At 74.0% G+C, this 16,966-nt stretch carries 19 protein-coding genes; 6 read left to right on the forward strand and 13 right to left on the reverse strand.

The window, feature by feature from the left end; all coding sequences use genetic code 11:
• Nucleotides 1–55: 55 nt before the first annotated feature.
• From KG103_RS01245 to KG103_RS01255, 3 genes are read left to right on the forward strand one after another with little or no spacing between them, the layout of a single operon-like run.
• Entirely contained in the window at nucleotides 56–580 is a 525-nt protein-coding gene (locus KG103_RS01245) for a universal stress protein (RefSeq protein ID WP_249670686.1), read from the forward strand.
• Nucleotides 568–1,071 (forward strand): CrcB family protein, encoded by a 504-nt coding sequence (locus tag KG103_RS01250; protein ID WP_249670688.1) that lies wholly within the window; start codon nucleotides 568–570, stop codon nucleotides 1,069–1,071. Before KG103_RS01245 ends, KG103_RS01250 begins: the two co-directional genes overlap by 13 nt.
• Nucleotides 1,068–1,430: a fluoride efflux transporter FluC gene (locus KG103_RS01255; RefSeq protein ID WP_207340272.1), complete on the forward strand. Its 363-nt coding sequence runs from the start codon at nucleotides 1,068–1,070 to the stop codon at nucleotides 1,428–1,430. The genes KG103_RS01250 and KG103_RS01255 overlap by 4 nt, the downstream gene beginning before the upstream one ends.
• 229 nt (nucleotides 1,431–1,659) lie before the next feature.
• Here KG103_RS01255 and KG103_RS01260 read toward each other — a convergent pair whose 3' ends face one another.
• From KG103_RS01260 to KG103_RS01290, 7 genes are all read right to left on the reverse strand, one after another.
• Nucleotides 1,660–2,982 carry a cellulose binding domain-containing protein gene (locus KG103_RS01260; protein ID WP_207340273.1) on the reverse strand — a complete coding sequence of 441 codons (1,323 nt, stop codon included), beginning with the start codon at nucleotides 2,980–2,982 and terminating at the stop codon, nucleotides 1,660–1,662.
• Between the two features lie 144 nt (nucleotides 2,983–3,126).
• Nucleotides 3,127–3,726 carry a class I SAM-dependent methyltransferase gene (locus KG103_RS01265; protein WP_249670689.1) on the reverse strand — a complete coding sequence of 200 codons (600 nt, stop codon included), beginning with the start codon at nucleotides 3,724–3,726 and terminating at the stop codon, nucleotides 3,127–3,129.
• The gene (locus KG103_RS01270; protein WP_207340274.1) at nucleotides 3,723–4,187 is read right to left on the reverse strand and encodes a GNAT family N-acetyltransferase; all 465 of its coding nucleotides are present in this window, start codon (nucleotides 4,185–4,187) and stop codon (nucleotides 3,723–3,725) included. The genes KG103_RS01265 and KG103_RS01270 overlap by 4 nt, the downstream gene beginning before the upstream one ends.
• Nucleotides 4,188–4,260: 73 nt before the next feature.
• Nucleotides 4,261–4,890 (reverse strand): FMN-binding negative transcriptional regulator, encoded by a 630-nt coding sequence (locus KG103_RS01275; protein WP_207340275.1) that lies wholly within the window; start codon nucleotides 4,888–4,890, stop codon nucleotides 4,261–4,263.
• Between the two features lie 78 nt (nucleotides 4,891–4,968).
• A complete protein-coding gene (locus tag KG103_RS01280; RefSeq protein ID WP_207340276.1) occupies nucleotides 4,969–5,769 on the reverse strand; it encodes a class I SAM-dependent methyltransferase in 801 nt (266 codons plus the stop codon).
• Between the two features lie 228 nt (nucleotides 5,770–5,997).
• Complete coding sequence (locus KG103_RS19095; protein ID WP_207340277.1) at nucleotides 5,998–8,031, reverse strand: glycoside hydrolase family 11 protein; 2,034 nt, start codon at nucleotides 8,029–8,031, stop codon at nucleotides 5,998–6,000.
• A gap of 338 nt (nucleotides 8,032–8,369) precedes the next feature.
• A complete protein-coding gene (locus KG103_RS01290; RefSeq protein WP_213319963.1) occupies nucleotides 8,370–9,416 on the reverse strand; it encodes a glycoside hydrolase family 11 protein in 1,047 nt (348 codons plus the stop codon).
• 307 nt (nucleotides 9,417–9,723) lie between these two features.
• On the opposite strand from KG103_RS01290, the gene KG103_RS01295 reads away from it, so the two are divergent.
• On the forward strand, nucleotides 9,724–10,017 hold the full coding sequence (locus KG103_RS01295; RefSeq protein ID WP_249670690.1) for a sulfurtransferase TusA family protein: 294 nt from the start codon (nucleotides 9,724–9,726) through the stop codon (nucleotides 10,015–10,017).
• A gap of 62 nt (nucleotides 10,018–10,079) precedes the next feature.
• Here the strand turns inward: KG103_RS01295 and KG103_RS01300 are convergent, their stop codons facing one another.
• Both KG103_RS01300 and KG103_RS01305 read right to left on the reverse strand, forming a co-directional pair.
• Nucleotides 10,080–10,457 carry a DUF2255 family protein gene (locus tag KG103_RS01300; protein ID WP_207341724.1) on the reverse strand — a complete coding sequence of 126 codons (378 nt, stop codon included), beginning with the start codon at nucleotides 10,455–10,457 and terminating at the stop codon, nucleotides 10,080–10,082.
• Nucleotides 10,454–11,470: a hypothetical protein gene (locus KG103_RS01305; RefSeq protein ID WP_249670691.1), complete on the reverse strand. Its 1,017-nt coding sequence runs from the start codon at nucleotides 11,468–11,470 to the stop codon at nucleotides 10,454–10,456. The genes KG103_RS01300 and KG103_RS01305 overlap by 4 nt, the downstream gene beginning before the upstream one ends.
• Before the next feature lie 177 nt (nucleotides 11,471–11,647).
• Here KG103_RS01305 and KG103_RS01310 point away from each other — a divergent pair, with 177 nt between their 5' ends.
• Nucleotides 11,648–12,460: a hypothetical protein gene (locus tag KG103_RS01310; protein WP_207341725.1), complete on the forward strand. Its 813-nt coding sequence runs from the start codon at nucleotides 11,648–11,650 to the stop codon at nucleotides 12,458–12,460.
• Nucleotides 12,461–12,485: 25 nt separating this feature from the next.
• On the opposite strand, the gene KG103_RS01315 is transcribed toward KG103_RS01310, so the two are convergent.
• On the reverse strand, nucleotides 12,486–12,815 hold the full coding sequence (locus tag KG103_RS01315) for a YciI family protein (protein ID WP_249670692.1): 330 nt from the start codon (nucleotides 12,813–12,815) through the stop codon (nucleotides 12,486–12,488).
• Between the two features lie 176 nt (nucleotides 12,816–12,991).
• Between KG103_RS01315 and KG103_RS01320 the strand changes: the two genes are divergently transcribed.
• A complete protein-coding gene (locus KG103_RS01320) occupies nucleotides 12,992–13,741 on the forward strand; it encodes a DinB family protein (RefSeq protein WP_207341726.1) in 750 nt (249 codons plus the stop codon).
• Between the two features lie 27 nt (nucleotides 13,742–13,768).
• Here KG103_RS01320 and KG103_RS01325 read toward each other — a convergent pair whose 3' ends face one another.
• The 3 genes from KG103_RS01325 to KG103_RS01335 form a co-directional block, all read right to left on the reverse strand.
• Nucleotides 13,769–15,370 (reverse strand): ABC transporter permease, encoded by a 1,602-nt coding sequence (locus KG103_RS01325; RefSeq protein ID WP_207341727.1) that lies wholly within the window; start codon nucleotides 15,368–15,370, stop codon nucleotides 13,769–13,771.
• Nucleotides 15,367–16,281: an ABC transporter ATP-binding protein gene (locus KG103_RS01330; RefSeq protein ID WP_207341728.1), complete on the reverse strand. Its 915-nt coding sequence runs from the start codon at nucleotides 16,279–16,281 to the stop codon at nucleotides 15,367–15,369. Before KG103_RS01330 ends, KG103_RS01325 begins: the two co-directional genes overlap by 4 nt.
• Before the next feature lie 148 nt (nucleotides 16,282–16,429).
• Nucleotides 16,430–16,924: a DUF4274 domain-containing protein gene (locus tag KG103_RS01335; RefSeq protein ID WP_207341729.1), complete on the reverse strand. Its 495-nt coding sequence runs from the start codon at nucleotides 16,922–16,924 to the stop codon at nucleotides 16,430–16,432.
• Nucleotides 16,925–16,966: the final 42 nt, after the last annotated feature.

Genomic DNA, 16,966 nt, shown 5'->3' on the forward strand with positions numbered 1-16,966 from the left:
CGAGACGCACACGCCGGGCCCGGCCCGCGGAAGGGTGGCCATGCAGACCGGTGCCGTGCCCCAGCCCGCCCTCGAGCGGATGGTCGAACCCACCGGGCACCCCCTGGTCGTGGGCGTCGTCCCCGGGCAGGACCCGCTGGTCGTGCGGACCGCCGCGGCGTGGGCGCGCGCGGTCGGCGCCCCGCACCTGCACCTGGCCTACGTCGACGTGACCCGGTACGTGGTGCAGGAGTACCCGGACGGGTCCGTCGCGCACATGTCGATCCGGCCCGCCGGTGCGGACGACGCCTGGCGGCGCACGCGCGACGAGCTGCGCGCGCACGCCGCCGAGCACCTGACCGGGCAGGACGTCGTCTGGCGCGTGCACTACCTGGCGGGTCGTCCCGACCGCGCCCTGACCCACCTGGCCCGGGCGGTCGACGCGTCGGCGTTCGTCGTGGGCAGCGGGTCCGGGCGGCTGCGCGAGCTGGTCGACGGGTCGATCGCGCTGCGCCTGGCCCACCACCAGCACCGGCCCGTGCTCACGGTGCCGTTGCGCGTCGTGGACTGGAAGGACCCGCGCGCCCCGTGGCAGCGGTGACACCGGCGGCGCCTGCGGGTGTCCCGGTCCCCGCGCCGCCGACCCACGCGCCGCCGACCCCAGGTGCGGTCGCCCTGGTCGCCGCCGGGGGCAGCGTCGGCGTGCTGGTCCGGGCCGCCCTGGCCCAGGCCGTGCCCGCGGCGCCCGGCGGGTGGCCCTGGACGACGTGGGCGGTCAACGTGGTCGGCTCGCTGCTGCTCGGCGTGCTGCTGGGCGTGCTGCAGCGCGGCCCCGACGCGGGGCGCCGACGGGCGGTACGGCTGGGCGTGGGCACCGGTGTGCTCGGCGGGTTCACGACGTACAGCACGTTCGCCGTGGAGGTGCAGACGCTGGTCGCCGGCGGGCACGTCGTCGGCGTCGCGTACGCGCTCGTGAGCGTCGTGGCGGGCGTGGCGGCGGCCGCCGCGGGTCTGGTGCTCACGGGCCGACGCACGCGGTCGGCCGGCGCGCCGGCCGGCGCACCGGGCACCGGTGGGCGGGGCGACGCGTGATCGTCGTGCTCGCGCTCGCGGGTGGTCTCGGCGCGGCCGCGCGCTTCGTCGTCGACACCGCGGTGGCCCGCCGTGCCCGGACGTCCGTGCCCGTGGGGACGGCCGTCGTCAACGTGACCGCCTGCCTGCTGCTGGGGCTGCTCACCGGCTGGGCACTGGGCCGCCCCGGCCGGGACGGCCTGCTCGCGGTGCTCGGCACGGGCCTGCTGGGCGGCTACTCCACGTTCAGCACCGCGAGCGTGGAGGCTGCGCGGCTGCTGCTGGCGGGCCGCCGGTCGGCGGCCGTGCTGCACGCGCTGGGCATGCTGCTGGCCTGTGTCGGGGCCGCGGCGGCGGGCGTCGCGCTGACGGCGCCCTGACCTGCCCTGACGTGCCCTGACGTGCCCTGACGTGCCCTGACGTGCGACGGTCGCGGGGAGCGGCCGCGCTGCGTGCGCAGCACGGGCCGGTCCCCGCGACCGTGGTCGGACGTGCTGTCGGCGGGCCGCGCCGCGTCACCAGGTCGGCGCGACCCGCCGCGCCCCGGACACCGGGGCCGGATCCCGCCCGGCAGTCGCGGAAGCGCCGGGCGGGACGTGCGGTGGGACGTCAGGACGTGGTGCAGCTCAGCGTCGGGCTGGACGGGCTGCCGGTGGCGATGAACCCGAAGGTCGTGGTCCCGCCGGCCGGGAGCGAGCCGTTCCAGGCGGCGTTGCGGACCACCACGAGGTCGCCCTGCGGGGCGAGCGTGCCGCTCCACAGCTGCTCGACGCGCTCGCCGGCGGTCCGCCAGCTCACGCTCCAGCCGCTGGTCGCGGCACCGGTACGCACGGTGACCTCACCCTGGAACCCGCCGGGCCAGCTGTTGACGGTGGTGTACGTCGCGGTGCAGGCACCCGCCGGCGGCGGCGTCGTGGGGCCGGGCGTCGGTGTGGTCGTCGGGCCGGGGGTCGGGGTGACCGTCGGCGTCGGCGTGGGGGTGGGCGTCGGGGTGACCGTGGGCGTCGGCGTCGGGGTGGGCGTCGACGTCGTCGAGCGCAGCGACGTGAAGAACTGCCAGATCTCGCCCGGCACGTGCGACTGCTGCTTGCCGCGGTCGACGGCGGCCCACTGGTGGTCGCTGTCGTTGGCGATCCACACGACGGGGTAGCCCTCGCGGCACTGGTACGTGGTCTTGGTGTGCGCCTGGCCGCTGTTGCCGACGGGCTCGGGTGCGTTCTGCGCCTGGCAGCCGTTGTTCCGCAGCGCACGGTCCCGCAGCGCCCGGCCCTGCGAGATGTTGAGGACGCTGTCCACGACCCCGTGCGAGCCGAGGTACGCGATGGGCTGCGTGCCGCCCTCGCAGCCGGACAGCTGCGCGCCGTTGAGCACGGCGACGGCGCGGAAGACGTCGGCGCGGGCGCAGGCCAGCGCGTTGCTCATGCCGCCGCCGTAGCTGAACCCGGTGGAGAACCGCTGCGTGGTGTCGACGCACAGGGCGGCCTCGACGGTCCGCAGGATGTCGTCGATGAACGTGACGTCACGCCCGCCGGAGTTCGGCCACGCGTTGTCGATGCCCTGGGGCGCGACGAAGATCGTGCTGTTGTTCGCCAGCGGCTTCAGGCCGTAGAAGTTCTCGTTGACGACGTCCTGGGACGTGCCGTGCCACCAGTGGATCCCGAGAACGAGGCGGTACGCCTTGTTCGGGTCGTAGTTGGCGGGCACGTCGAGCCGGAACTGACGGGACTGCCCGCTGCTGGTGATCGTGTGGTTGCCGGTGGACAGGCGCGGGGCGCTGCCGCAGCCGGCGGTGACGGCCGCGGGCAGGGCGCCGCCCGGGGCGGCGGGCGCGGGCAGGGCCGTCGCCGGTCCGGCGATGCCGCCGAGGACGAGTGCCGCGGCGCAGGCCGCGAGCACGGCCCTCAGCCGTGTGGTCGGGGTTCGCAGTCGCACGGGGGTTCCTCCCTGCCGGTGCGTCGGCGACGTTGCCGGACGCGCGTGGCCATGGGGTCGGTGAACGTTCACGGGTCCGGCGAATGTAGCGATACAGCACGCGCCAGAGCAGTGCCCGAAACGCTTCGGGCACTCCTCAACCGGTCATCGGGTCTTCGTCCACACGACTGCGTACCGCCACAGCGGCAGCCGCCGCCAGCGCGCGCCCGGCAGCACCTCCCGCACGATCTCCCGCACCTCCGCGTAGGTGTGCGGGGGCGGCCAGAGCATCGGTGCGGTGTGCTCCCAGTAGGTCCGGGTGCGGCGGAGCACCTGGTGCTGCGCGACCCCGGCGAGCTCCCAGGGGGCGTCCCGCCAGCCGACCGACCGGGCCATCCCGACGTCGACGAGCACGCCGCCGGGCGCGACCAGCGTCGACAGGCGTCGCAGGCCGTCGGCGAGGTCGGGCAGGTGGTGCAGGACCGCGACGGACGCGACGACGTCGAACGCCCCGGCCGGGAACGGTGCCTGCAGCGCGTCGCCGTGCATCCACGCGATGTCGTCGCCCGCCGCCCGGGCGCGGGTCAGCACGTCCGCGTCCAGGTCGATGCCGACCACCTGCGGTACGCGGCGGCGCAGATCAGCGGCGAGCAGCCCGTCACCCGTGCCCACGTCGAGCGCCGTGCGCGCGTGCGCCGGGACCGCGTCGAGGACGAGCGGGTGGTAGTGGAGGTTGTGGTTCCACCTGTCCTGCGGCGCGCTCACAATGCCGCTCCCACGACGGAGAACCCCGGGGCGTACGCCGTGAACGCGGTCTTGGTCCGCGACGTCAGCCCGCACGCCCGGTAGAAGGCGTGGACGTCCTCGCCGGTGGCTGCCGTCTGCAGCATGACCTTGTAGCAGCCGGCGTCCCACGCGCGCTGCAGTGCGTCGCCGACCAGACGCCGGCCGTGACCGCGCCGCTGCACGGTCGCGTCGACGGCGACGTTCTCGACGACCGCCCAGGGTCGTCCCCCGCGCGAGAGATTGGGCACGACGACCAGGCAGGCCGTCGCGACGGCGACCCCCTCGTGCTCGAGGACCAGCACGTCGGTGCCCGGGGCGTCGATGATGCGCTGCAGGATGCCGCGGGCCTCTGCCGGCGCGACGGGTGGCTCGTCGGGGTGGAGCGTCCCGTACAGGCGCTGGACGGCAGGGAGGTCAGCAAGGGTTGCGGCGCGGAGCACGGCCCGAACGTACCGAAGCGGACAGGTCGGACACCACGCGTTGCTCGATCGACCTCTCGCGGCCGGGGTGGTGTCAGGTGCGGGGGGTGTGGGTGCGCATCGCGTGCGCGACGGCGGACGCCTGGGCGTCGTCCTGCGTGGCCAGGCCGGCGACGACGCCCGCGTGGTCCGCGGCCGAGCGGTTCTGGCTGAGCTTCGCCTTGGCCTCGACGCGCTCGACCAGGAGCTCGATGCCGACGATCGCCCGCAGCTGCTTCTCGACGAAGACCTCGGGGGCGTCCGTGACCTGCCAGCGGTCCGGCCGGCCGGTCTCGTGGCGGTCCGTGAGCGCCGAGACCGCGTCGTGCAGCCATGCCGGGTCCGTGTGCACACGGGCTCGGCCGGTGAGGTGCACGGCCGAGTAGTTCCACGTCGGGACCACGCGGCCGTGCTCCGCCTTGCTCGGGTACCAGGACGGGGACACGTAGGCCTGCGGTCCGGTGACGACCGCCAGGGCGGGTGCGTCGTCGCCGATGGTCCGCCACTGCGGGTTCGCGCGCGCCATGTGGAGCACCAGCCGGTCGCCGTCCCAGACCACCGGCAGCAGCGTCGAGGTCGGGTAGCCGTCGGGTCCGACGGTCACCAGCTCGGCGCTGCCGGCCGCGGCGACGAGCCCACGGATCTCGGTGGCGTCCTCGACGGCGTTGAACACGGGGACGTACATCACTGGTCCTCTCGGCGGCTGCGCACGACGCTAGCGGACGGCGACCCGCACGTCCGGTGCGTCCGAGCCGACGCCCGGTCAGCGGGTGGCGACGCCGAGCAGGTGGCTGGAGACGTCGGCGGCCTCGCGCTCACCCTCGGCCTGTCGCGCGAGGAGCAGGGCGGCCTCGACCGCGTCGTCGTGGGGACGGGAGAGCTCGAGCGCGATGCTGCCGGGACCCTCGACACCCGTCACCCACGGGTCGCGGAAACCTGCGGCGGCCAGCTCGTCGGCCAGCTCGTCGGCGGTGTGGAAGTGGCCGCCGGGGAACTCGCCCTCCGGGTTGCGGATCTCGTCGGCCACGTCGCCGGTCTCCAGGAGCCGGACCAGCGCCTGTGCGGGCAGGTCGGTGAAGCGGCGTCGCAGGACGGCGTCGAGCGCGGCGATCGTCCGCGAGATGGCCACGGCGAACACGCGTCCGTCCGGACGCAGCACGCGGGCCGCCTCCCGCAGCGCGAGCAGCCGGTCCTCGCGCGTCACCAGGTGGTACAGCGGACCCGCCAGCAGGACGGCGTCGAACGACCCGTCGGCGACGGTCAGCGCCCGGGCGTCGCCCACCTCGGCCGTGAACGTGCCGACGGTGCGCGCGGCCTCCACGTGGGACGGCACCGGGTCGACGAGGGTGACCGCGTGCCCGGCGGCGGCGAGCCACGTCGCGTGCGCCCCGGCTCCACCACCCACGTCGAGCACGCGGGAGCCCGGCTCCAGGCGGGCGGACACCAGCTCGCGGACGCGTGCGAGCTCGGCGCGGCCGACCGCGCCGGTGGTCAGTCGCGCGGCCTCGTGGAAGTCCCCGCCGTAGTAGCGCTGGATGCGCGCGTCGAGCGTCCGCTGGTCCATCCGCCGACCGTAGCGACGGCGGGGAGCAGGGTCCCGGTGTTTTCGACCGTCGGGCAGGGCGCGTGGGGCTGGGTGCTGTGCTCGCGTCACAGGGCTGCTCACGCGGTGGGCCACAGCCCGACTCCGGTGGCCACTGGTCGGTCGGGGGAACTGGACGGGGCGGGGGCCGGGACGCGGACCGGGCCGCCCTCCGCGGTGGGAGGACGGCCCGGTCGGTGTCGTGCGTCGTCAGCGAGCCGTGCAGGTGGCCGACGGGGTGCTGCTGTTGCCGCCGGAGTAGTACGTCACGCCGAAGCTGTTGTTGCCTGCCGAGGTGAACGTGTTGCCCGAGCGGGTGGCGTTCCAGGAGCTCTGGATCGACTGGCCCGAGCCGGGGTTGACGGTGACCGACCAGCTCGACGCGCCGGAGACGGTGTAGGTGACGTTGAAGCGGTCGGACCAGGACTCGGCCTTCGTCGCCGTCACGGTGCACGTGCCGCCGGTGTTGCCGCCGGTGTTCCCGCCGGTGTTGCCGCCCGTGTCACCGCCGGTGTTCCCACCGGTCGTCGTCGGGGCGACCGCCCGGCCCGTCGACGCCGAGATGTGCCCGGTGCACAGGTTGCGCGACGCCAGGTCCTGCAGGATGCCGGGCAGCGCCTGCACGGTGGCCGCCGGCCAGTCGTGCATGAGGATCGTCTGGCCGTTCGTCAGGCGCGAGGCGGCCTGCCGGATGCTCGACGACGAGGCGTTGTTCCAGTCGTTCGAGTCGACGTCCCACGTCACGACGCGCAGGCCGAGACCCGCAGCGACGTTGTTGACCGTGCCGTTGACCTCGCCGTACGGCGGTCGGAAGACCGTCGGCGTGACGCCGGCGGTGCTCTGGATCGCCTGCTGCGTGCGCGACAGCTGCGACTGGACGTCGCTCTGGCTCATGTTCACCAGGTGCGGGTGGTCCCAGCTGTGGTTGCCGATCTGCAGGCCGGCGTTCTTGTAGGCCTGCATGAGAGAGGGGTTGTTCTGCGCGTTCGAGCCGGTCGGGAAGACGGTGGCGGTCGCGTTGGCGGCCCGCAGCGCGCTGATGATCTGGTTCGTCGTGCCGGTGTTGGGGCCGTCGTCGAACGTCAGGGCGACGTAGCCGGCGGAGCAGCTCTGGGGCGTGCCGCCACCGGTGTTGCCACCCGTGTTGCCACCGGTGTTCCCTCCGGTGTTCCCACCCGTGTCGCCACCGGTGTTCCCCCCGGTGCTGCCCCCGGCCGCCGTGCAGGTGGCCGACGGGGTGCTGCTGTTGCCGCCGGAGTAGTACGTCACGCCGAAGCTGTTGTTGCCTGCCGAGGTGAAGGTGTTGCCCGAGCGGGTGGCGTTCCACGAGCTCTGGATCGACTGGCCCGAGCCGGGGTTGACGGTGACCGACCAGCTCGACGCGCCGGAGACGGTGTAGGTGACGTTGAAGCGGTCGGACCAGGACTCGGCCTTCGTCGCCGTGACCGTGCAGCCGCTGGACGTCCCGCCGCCGGTGTTCCCCCCGGTGTTGCCGCCCGTGTTGCCGCCCCCGTTGTTGCCGCCGCCGGCGGTGCCCTCGGAGACCGTGATGTTGGACGAGCCGGAGGACTGGTAGCCCTCGGTGGCCATGATCTGGTAGTTCTGCCGGCCGAGCTGCATGCCCTTGGACGCCCACGCGTCGAAGTGGTTCTGGGCGGTGATGGTGCCGCCGACGCGCTTGGACTGCCGCACGGACCAGAACTGCTTGAACGTGGAGCTGTTGCCCTCGATGGACGGGGCGTTGACGCGGGTCGTCTCGTAGATGTCGTAGGTGCCGCCGTCGGAGGTGACGGTGCCCTTGAACGTGCCGGTCGGGCGGTAGGTGCCCCACGAGTCGACGATGTAGTACTCGACGAGCGGTCCGTTGGTCCACCCGTACAGCGTCAGGTAGGCGTTGCCCGAGGGGTTGAACTGGCCGGAGTAGGACACGGCGCGGCCGGTGCCGGTCTGCCAGCCCTTGCCGATGACGAAGTTGCCGGTGTTCTGCCACTGCGTCGTGTAGTTGCCGCCGTCGTTCATGCCGGAGGACACGGTGCCGGGGCTGTCGGTCCAGAACGAGAACCAGTAGCCACCGCTGGTGCCGGTCTGGTTCGTGGTGATCGTGGCCGCCGTGGCGGGCGCGGCCGCGGCCACACCGCCGGCCGCGAGCACCGCGGTGGCGAGCGCGCCCAGCAGGGCGCGCGTCACGCGCCGGCCCCGCCGTCCGGGTCCGGCCGTGCGGGCCGTTCCGAGGGTGTCGAGCATCAGAGGCTCCTTCGTGCAGCACAGAGGTGAGGTGGGGGCGGCAGGCGGGTGGAGGTGGTGCTCACCGGCGCGTCCCGGGTGCCGGCAGGCGACGCAGGTTGGGCGTCACAGGGCCCGGCTTCCGTCAGTGTGGACCGGCAAAAGCGCAGGTGACAGGCATGAGTGCTCGCAAAACCGTTTAGGTTTCGATGCTCAGCCCGAAAGGGTGGCGGACCTTTCGGGGGACGACGGCGCCCGCCCCGGCGGCGAGGTGTGCTCGCGTCGGGACGGGCGTCGTCGTGCGTCGGGACCCGGGTCGGACCGCGGCGCGTGCCACGGTCCGACCCGGTGCGCCGGGCCTAGGAGCAGATGCCCCAGGGGATGTAGTTGGTGCCCGAGTTCTTGTAGTACGTGACGCCGAAGCTGTTCGAGCCCGACGGCGTGAACGTGTTGCCGCTGCGGTTGGCGCCCCACGAGCTCTGGACCGACTGGCCGGAGTTCGGGTAGACCGTCACGGACCAGCTCGACCGACCGGACACCGTGTAGGTGACGTTGAAGCGGTCGCCCCACTCCTCGCCCCGCGTCCAGCTCACCGTGCAGCCGTTGTTCGTGTTGCTGCCGCTGTTGTTGCCGCCGGTGTTCCCGCCGCCGTTGTTGCCGCCGCCGTTGTTGCCGCCGCCGTTGTTCCCGCCGCCGTTGTCGGCCGAGCCCGTGCCGACGGTGATGTTGGACGAGCCGGAGGACTGGTAGCCCTCGGTGGCCATGATCTGGTAGTTCTGCCGGCCGAGCTGCATGCCCTTGGACGCCCACGCGTCGAAGTGGTTCTGGGCGGTGATGGTGCCGCCGACGCGCTTGGACTGCCGCACGGACCAGAACTGCTTGAACGTGGAGCTGTTGCCCTCGATGGACGGGGCGTTGACGCGGGTCGTCTCGTAGATGTCGTAGGTGCCGCCGTCGGAGGTGACGGTGCCCTTGAACGTGCCGGTCGGGCGGTAGGTGCCCCACGAGTCGACGATGTAGTACTCGACGAGCGGTCCGTTGGTCCACCCGTACAGCGTCAGGTAGGCGTTGCCCGAGGGGTTGAACTGGCCGGAGTAGGACACGGCGCGGCCGGTGCCGGTCTGCCAGCCCTTGCCGATGACGAAGTTGCCGGTGTTCTGCCACTGCGTCGTGTAGTTGCCGCCGTCGTTCATGCCGGACGAGACGGTGCCGGGGCTGTCGGTCCAGAACGAGAACCAGTAGCCGCCGCTGGTGCCGGTCTGGTTCGTGGTGATCGTGGCCGCGGAGGCCGGGGTGGCCAGGGCGACGGTGCCGGCCACGAGCGCGCCGACGGCGACGGTGCCGAGGGCGGCGCGCAACGAGCGGCGCCGGGTCGAGGGTCGAGCAGGGGCGAAAGTGTCGGTCATCAGGAGGCGCTCCAGTGCGTGAGGGTGGAGGTGTCAGGCGGTGCGGACCGCGCTCCCTCGCGGGGGCCGCTGAACCTGCCACGGCGGTTCGACCGGTACGAGCCGGTCGATACCGTTATCGCCGCAGTCTGCAGCGTGGGAGCGTGACCCATCACCGTCGGGTGAGAGGGTTAATCGTTTCCGTCCTTCACCCGGTGAGGTCTCGGCAGAGCGCTCGGGAGCGCCGTGTGCGCTCGCAAGTTTCGGGTCGGACTCCGCACAGCCACCCGACCAGGACCGTCGCTCGCTGCCGGGTACGCTCGCGCCCGTGGCCGAGGCGGGGGACGTGCTGACCATCGACGGCGGGGACCTCGGGTGCGCGCGGCTGCTGCTCCTGCTGCGTGACCGCGTCGCGACGCTGCCCGCCGGCGCGGTCGTGCACCTGGTGACGAGCGACCCCGTGGCCCCGATCGACCTGCCCGTCTGGTGCCACATGACGGGGCACGAGTACCTGGGCACGGTCGACGGCCGGGGCCGGCCCACCTACGCCGTGGGCGTCGCGGCGCGACCGGCGGCGACGGACGAACGGAACCCCTGGCAAGCGGGTCCCCGCGACGACTGACCGGGCGATGACGAACCAGGCGCGACCGACCGGGCGCGACGCACCCGGTGCGGGCTGTCGGGTCAGTCGCGCGGGACGACCCGCAGCGTCACGTCGACGACCTGCGGTCCGACGACCGTCCCGACGATCGCCGGCCCGTGCGCGTCGTACTTCGCGTGGTAGGCCGCGTCGAGGGCCGCGTGCACGTCGGGTGGCGCCGGTTCGAACGCCACGTCCTTCTCGACACCGCCGGCGCGGACCCGCCCGCTGCCCGAGGCCCGCGCGCGCCGGAACCACCCGTTGCCCGGCCCGTAGGCGGACCGCACGTACAGGTCGTCACCGGCCCGCACGCACCAGATCGTCACGTACGGGCGCAGCGTCCCGTCGGGGCGGTACGACGCGAGCTGCAGCTCCTCCGCGTCGCCGAGCCGTGCCAGGTCATCGGGTGCCCAGGTGCTCATGCGTCCTCCGGTGCGCTGGTGCGGGACGGTTCCGTCGCGGTTCGCGGTGTCGCGCCCGGGGCGTCCGCCCCGCCCGGTGCGGCAGATCCGGGGGCGTCGGCCACCGAGCCGTCGGCCCACCGCAGCACCCGCAGGGCGAGCAGCGTGAGCCACCTGCTCGGGGCGCCCTCGTCCTCCCCGAGGTCGACGAGCAGGCGGTCGTGGTGCCGCTGCTCCAGGCGCCAGCGGCCGTCGTCGCCGCGCTTCGACGCGAGCAGGTCGAGCGCCTCCGCCGCGCGCTCGTCGGGGGCCGGGCGCGTGCGGCGCAGGTGGTCCAGCGCGCGTCCGACGTCGTAGTACCAGCCGTGCGGGAAGGCCAGGTGCTGCCAGCGCTCCTGGCCCACCCGCCCGTCGGACAGCCGCCGCAGCAGGTGCCGGTCCAGCAGGTACTCCTCGCCGCGCACGCGGGCCTCGGTGACCGCGGGGTCGGCCGAGACGCGCTGCTCGTACTCGGCCAGCCCTTCGAGCACGTTGATCGTCGTGTCGAAGGAGCCGCGGGTCGACCCGTTCTCCTGCTCGCAGTTCCAGCCGCCGTCGGCCATCTGCTCACCCAGGAGCCGGTCGACGACCCCGCGCACGTCCTGCCCGAAGTACGCGCCGGTCGCCACCGTGCGCCCGTTGATGCAGGGCTCGACCTCGCCGTCGAAGAACCGCAGCGTCGGGTCGTACTCCCAGCGCGCCGCCTCGTGCACCGGCGCCAGGGCCCGGTGCGCCTGCGGGCTCTCCGGGTCCAGCCCGAACGTCCGCAGCAGCCGCAGCGTCGCCTCGGTGGAGACCCACTCGGGGAAGAACGTGCCCCCGCCCCACCGGCCGTCGGGGTCCTGCGCGGCCAGCAGCCGAGCGCCCCAGCCCTCGTGCGCGACGCGGGCACGCTCGCGGGCGACCTCACCGGGCGTGGCGTCGGCCAGGTCGTCCAGCACCTGCCAGCGCAGCGCGGGGTCGGAGTCGAGGAGCCACGCGACGACGTCGTCCACCCCCCGAGCGTCCTCCGGGTCCCGACTGCGATCAACCCCGAGCCCGGACCGGCAGGCCGGTACCGGCCCGCCCGCACGCGCGAGTTGTGGGGGCCAATCGTTTCGGGACGGGACTGCGGGCTCCCGCGCTGCCTAGCATCCGGGGACCCACACCCCGACGGAACGGCTGGTGCGCGCATGAGGACGATCCGGACCCTGGTCACCGTCGTGGCGGTCGCCGCGACCACGTTCGTCCTGGCGCCGGTCGCGTCCGCCGGGGGTGGGCAGGGGCACGGGCACGGGCCGGGTCAGCGCGGCCCGTGCTCGCGCACCGACGCGCTGTTCTGCGAGGACTTCGAGTCCCAGCCGCTGGGCGGCCCGGTGAGCCTGGACTGGGGCGTCGACACCCGCCGCGGCACGCTGTCCGTGGAGCGGGCGGGCCGCGCCGGGAAGGTGATGCGCGTGCACACCGAGGACAACGGGCAGGCGTTCCTCGAGGTCACGGACTTCGCGGCGCCGGGCAACACGTTCTACGGCCGGCTGCGGATCAAGGTCGACGACTTCCCGACGGCCCCCGACTGGGCGCACTTCACGCTGGTCGAGGTCACCGGCTCGGGCAGCGAGGAGATCGTCCGACCGCTCGGCGGGCAGTTCGCGCCCACGGTCGGCCCCGACGCGACGTTCTGGGGCGTCGGCGCCGACGGCGGGCCGACGGGCGACTGGACGAGCTGGCAGGAGTCCGCGCCCACGGTCGAGGACCGCTGGCAGTGCGTGGAGTTCGAGTGGTACGCCCCGGAGAACCGGGTCGCCGTGTGGTTCGACGGCGTGCCGCAGCCGGACCTGACGGTCACGACGACCGAGCACGGCGGCGCCGACGTCGACTTCGTCCTGCCGACCGCGGACACCGTGCGGATCGGCTGGCAGCTCTACCAGGGCGGGTCGACGCCGGGCGCCTACGACGTGTGGGTCGACGACATCACGCTCGACACCGAGCGCGTCGGCTGCCGCTGACGATCCGGTCCGACCGGGCCCACCGTCAGAGGAACGGACGCAGCTCGACGCGCCGTCCGCACGCCCGCGACGCGTCGGTCGCCAGCCCGAGCGCCGTGGCGTGGTCGACGGCCTCGACGACCCAGAACCCGGCGACGTACTCGGTGGTCTCGAGGAACGGGCCGTCGGTCCGCAGCGGCGGGCCGTCGCTGGTCGCGTCGACGACCGTCGACGCCCAGGGTGCGGCGAGGCCGCCGGCGAGGACCCACTGGTCGGCCGCGACCAGGCGGTCGTTGTACTCGTCGATGGACGCGATCTCCGCCGCTGTCGCGGTGCCGGTCGCGTCGTCGATCACGGACATGAGGTAACGGGCCACGGGGACCTCCGGGTGCTGGTCACGCCCCGTGCGGAGCGTCTCGACACGGTGACGCACGGGGCCGCGCGCTTTCGACACCCGGCTGAGCGTGCCAGGTCCACCCCTGCGGACAGAGGCTTCCCGGCGGTGGGGCGCGCCGGTTACGGTCGTCGGACCGACGGCGACGAGGAGACGTCATGGCGACGTTCGACCGGTCCGACGACCTGCGCGGCGCGACGTTCGTCGACGTCGACCTCACCGGTGCCCGGTTCCGGGGGGCCGAGCTGTCCGGTGTCGTCATGCGCGGCGTCGAGATCGGCGGGGCGGACGTCGACGCGCCGTGGCTGCCGCACGCGGACTTCTTCCGCGTCAACGGGGTCGACGTCATCCCGCTCGTGGAGGCCGAGCTCGACCGCCGGTTCCCCGGTCGGGAGCTGCGTCGGGCCGGCGATCCCGAAGGGCTGCGCGCCGCCTGGCACGCGCTCGAGCGGACGTGGGAGGCGACCACCGCACGCGCGGCGGCGCTCCCGCCGGGTGCGGTCGACGTGTCGGTCGACGGCGAGTGGTCCTTCGCCCAGACGCTGCGCCACCTGGTGATGGCGACCGACACGTGGTTGCGCCGCGCCGTCCTGGGGGTCGCGCAGCCGTACCACCCGATCGGTCAGACGGACCACGGGTACGCGCTCGACGGCAACGACCCCTCCGTCTTCTCCGCGGTCGCACCGCCGTACGACGAGGTCCTGGAGGTCCGCGCGGGACGGCAGGCCATGGTGCGCGAGCTGCTCGCGACGGTGACACCGGACGAGCTCGCGGTCGAACGGCGCAACCCGTGGGCGCCGGAGCACCCGGAGACGACGCTGTCGTGCCTGCACGTGATCCTCGAGGAGGAGTGGGAGCACCACCGGTACGCGGTGCGCGACCTCGCGGTGATCGAGGCGCGCGGCTGAGCCGCGGCCGCGGCGTGCGCCCGCCGCTCAGCGGCCCACGTCCCGCCGCCGGAAGCCGGCGAACCCGACGGCGACCAGCCCGGCCGTCACGAGCGTGAGCCATCCGAGCCCGCTCCAGTCCGGGGCGGCGGCCGTCGTGTCCGGGACGTGCCAGAACGGGCTGATGCCGAGCACCCAGTCGTCGAGCCCGAAGGTGGGGCCGAGCAGCGTCAGCAGGAACGACGCCACCAGCGCGCCCCACGCGGCCAGGTGCACGACGGGCCGGGCGCCCACGACCGCGACGGACACCGCGACGACCGTCCAGACCGCGGGGACCGTGGCCAGCGTCTGCAGGACGACGTCGACGAGCCCGACGGGGAGGTCGGCGCGCGCGGCCATGAGGCCGACGACGATCCCGGCGCCCACCAGGTAGCCCGTGATCACGGTCAGCGCGACGGCGACGTGGGCGGCGTAGTAGCGGACGCGGGGGAGCGCACCGGCCAGCACCGGCTCCACGCGGTCCTCCAGCTCCTCGCTGCGCACCCGCAGCACGATCTGGATGCCCGGCACCGCGGCGATGATGCCCACGAGGCTGAGCAGGGTGCGGACGAACGCTCCCGTGAGCTGCTCGGGCGTCGTGGCACCGGACGCGAGGACCTGCTGCACGCCCGTGCTGCCGGACACCAGGTCCGTGATCGACGTCGTGAAGTACCCGAACACCAGCCCGAGCAGGTGGAACGCGATCGCCCACGTGACGATCGGCGCCCGGTTGAGCCGCAGGGCGAGCAGCAGCGGGCCGCGGACGCGTCCGCGCGCCGGGCCGGGGCGCTGCGCGATCGACCCCTGACCGAAGTCGCGCCGCGCCTGCAGGGCGAAGCCGACGGTGACGACCACGAGGGTGAACGCCACCGTGAGCAGCAGCGGGGCCCAGTGGTCGCCGGCGGCCGGCCGGGTCTCGAGCGTCCAACCCAGCGGGTTGGCCCAGACCGTCCACGCCGGGGCGTCGAGCGCGAGGCAGAAGCCGCGGGCGAGGAACAGGGCGCCCAGGGTGCCGACGGCCAGGGCGTTGGCCGTCCGGGCGTCGGACCCGATCTGCGCGGCGACGGCGGCGACGGCGGCGAACATCCAGCCGCTGGCCGTGTACGTCGCCCCCAGCAGCAGCGACGCCTCCCACGCACCGCCGCACAGCGCCGTGACGACGCCGGCGACGAGGCCCGCGGCGAACGACCCGACGGTCGCGACGGCCACACCGGTCAGCAGCCGGGCGGAGCGTCCCACCACCCCGGACGCCAGGAGCTCGGCCTGGCCGGAGTCCTCCTGCCCGCGCGTCGTGCGGGTGACCGTGAGGATCGCGCCGAGCGCCACGAAGAAGCCGCCGAGGGCCAGCGTGCGCCAGGAGTTGAACCCGTCGACGGTCGTCAGGTCGTACGCCGGACCGAAGATCAGGCCGATCGCGGGGTTCGCCTCGACAGCGGCGGCCAGGCCCAGCCGCGCGGCGAGGTCGGGGAAGACCCACGGGTACACGATCACCGAGGACGCCGACAGCAACGTCACGACCAGCACCCACGGCGCGAAGAGGCGGCCGTCGTGCCGCAGGGCGGCCCGCAGCAGCGGGCGCGTCCCGGTGAGGGAGGCGGTCGCGGTGCTCATCGGGTCGGGGTGGCCCGCGCGTGCGTGGTCTCGTCGCCGTACAGCCGCAGGAACAGGCTCTCGAGCGACGGGGGCGCGACGGTGAGCGCGCGGATGCCGTGCACCGTGAGCACGGCCATCGCCTCGCCGATCCGCAGGGTCTCGACGTTCGCGGTGATCCGGGCGCCGTCGACCTGCACGTCGCGCAGGACGGCCGGCGCGGGGACGGGGAGCGGCTGCATGAGGGTTGCGTGGATCGTCGTGCGGGTCTGCCCGCGCAGGTCGGCCAGGGTCCCGGACTGCACGACCCGGCCGTCGCGGATGATGCTGATCCGGTCGGCCAGCGTCTCGACCTCGGCCAGGACGTGGCTGGACAGCAGCACGGTCGTCCCGCGGCTCCTGGCCTCGGCGAGCACCTCCTGGAAGACGTTCTCCATGAGCGGGTCGAGCCCGCTGGTCGGCTCGTCGAGCACCAGCAGCTCGACGTCGGACGCCAGCGCCGCGACCAGGGCGACCTTCTGCCGGTTGCCCTTGGAGTACTGCCGCCCGCGCTTGGTGGGGTCCAGCTCGAACCGCTCCACCATCTCGGCGCGGCGGCGCTCGTCGAGGCCGCCCCGCAGTGCACCGAGCAGGTCGATCGCCTCGCCGCCGGTCATGCCGGGCCACAGCGAGACGTCGCCCGGGACGTACGCCAGCCGCCGGTGCAGCGCCACGACGTCCCGCCACGGGTCCCCGCCCAGCAGCCGGACGGTGCCGCCGTCGGCGCGCAGCAGCCCGAGCAGCACGCGGATGGTCGTGGACTTGCCGGCGCCGTTGGGGCCGAGGAAGCCGTGCACCTGCCCGCGCTCGACCTGCAGGTCGAGGCCGTCGAGCGCGCGGAACCGGCCGAACGACTTGCGCAGCCCTTGGACGTCGATCACCGGCTCGCTCATCGGCCTCCCCTTCGTCGATCACCGGGCACCCCCAGTGAACTCCACGGGGGCCCGTCCGGCGCGCACGAGGCTCCCGCGTCGGCCGGCGGCCGGGCCGCCGGTCCGACTCAGGCGTCGATCGCCGCGAGAACCCGCCCGTGCGGGTGCGTCAGCCGCGCAGCAGTGCGCTGTAGCGCAGGTGCACGTCCAGCGGCAGCCCGTCCTCGGTGTCCTCGTCGTCGACGAGCTCGCCCGGCAGCGCGCGCAGCATGAGGTCGGGCACCGGGTACGGCTCGGGGTCGTCGCCCTCGCCCTCGGTCCAGTCGATCTCGTCGTCGTCGGTGGGGTCGAAACCGATGCCGTGGTCGGCCCAGTACCCGGCGGCGTAGCGCTCCTCGATGAGGCGCAGCAGCTCCCACGTCGGGCGGTCGGGCTCCGGGACCTCGTCGGCCGACGCGTACCGGCAGTAGTACCCGGCGCCGAGGATCCAGTAGGCGGCCAGTGCGCTGGCGCGGTCCGTCGTCGGGTCGTCGAGCACGAAGCGCACCAGCGCCTCGCCGGTGTCGTAGTTGGCCCGGCGCACGAACGTGTGCCGCTGCTGCGGGGTGGCCGAACGCAGGTAGTCACGCAGGAACTGCTCGGCCTCGGGGTGCACGGTGCTCACGTCCGTCGAGGCTACCGGGCCGTCGCCCGTCGGTACCGCGGC

This window comes from Cellulomonas wangleii, assembly GCF_018388445.1.
Taxonomy (GTDB): Bacteria; Actinomycetota; Actinomycetes; order Actinomycetales; family Cellulomonadaceae; genus Cellulomonas; species Cellulomonas wangleii.

What these genes read in the sequence shown, in the direction of transcription:
- KG103_RS01310 (WP_207341725.1), top strand. Translation starts at nt 11,648, where the DNA reads ATGAGGACGATCCGGACCCTGGTCACCGTCGTGGCGGTCGCCGCGACC.
- KG103_RS01280 (WP_207340276.1), bottom strand. Translation starts at nt 5,769, where the DNA reads ATGGACCAGCGGACGCTCGACGCGCGCATCCAGCGCTACTACGGCGGG.
- KG103_RS01275 (WP_207340275.1), bottom strand. Translation starts at nt 4,890, where the DNA reads ATGTACGTCCCCGTGTTCAACGCCGTCGAGGACGCCACCGAGATCCGT.
- KG103_RS01320 (WP_207341726.1), top strand. Translation starts at nt 12,992, where the DNA reads ATGGCGACGTTCGACCGGTCCGACGACCTGCGCGGCGCGACGTTCGTC.
- KG103_RS01290 (WP_213319963.1), bottom strand. Translation starts at nt 9,416, where the DNA reads ATGACCGACACTTTCGCCCCTGCTCGACCCTCGACCCGGCGCCGCTCG.
- KG103_RS19095 (WP_207340277.1), bottom strand. Translation starts at nt 8,031, where the DNA reads ATGCTCGACACCCTCGGAACGGCCCGCACGGCCGGACCCGGACGGCGG.
- KG103_RS01300 (WP_207341724.1), bottom strand. Translation starts at nt 10,457, where the DNA reads ATGAGCACCTGGGCACCCGATGACCTGGCACGGCTCGGCGACGCGGAG.
- KG103_RS01325 (WP_207341727.1), bottom strand. Translation starts at nt 15,370, where the DNA reads ATGAGCACCGCGACCGCCTCCCTCACCGGGACGCGCCCGCTGCTGCGG.
- KG103_RS01330 (WP_207341728.1), bottom strand. Translation starts at nt 16,281, where the DNA reads ATGAGCGAGCCGGTGATCGACGTCCAAGGGCTGCGCAAGTCGTTCGGC.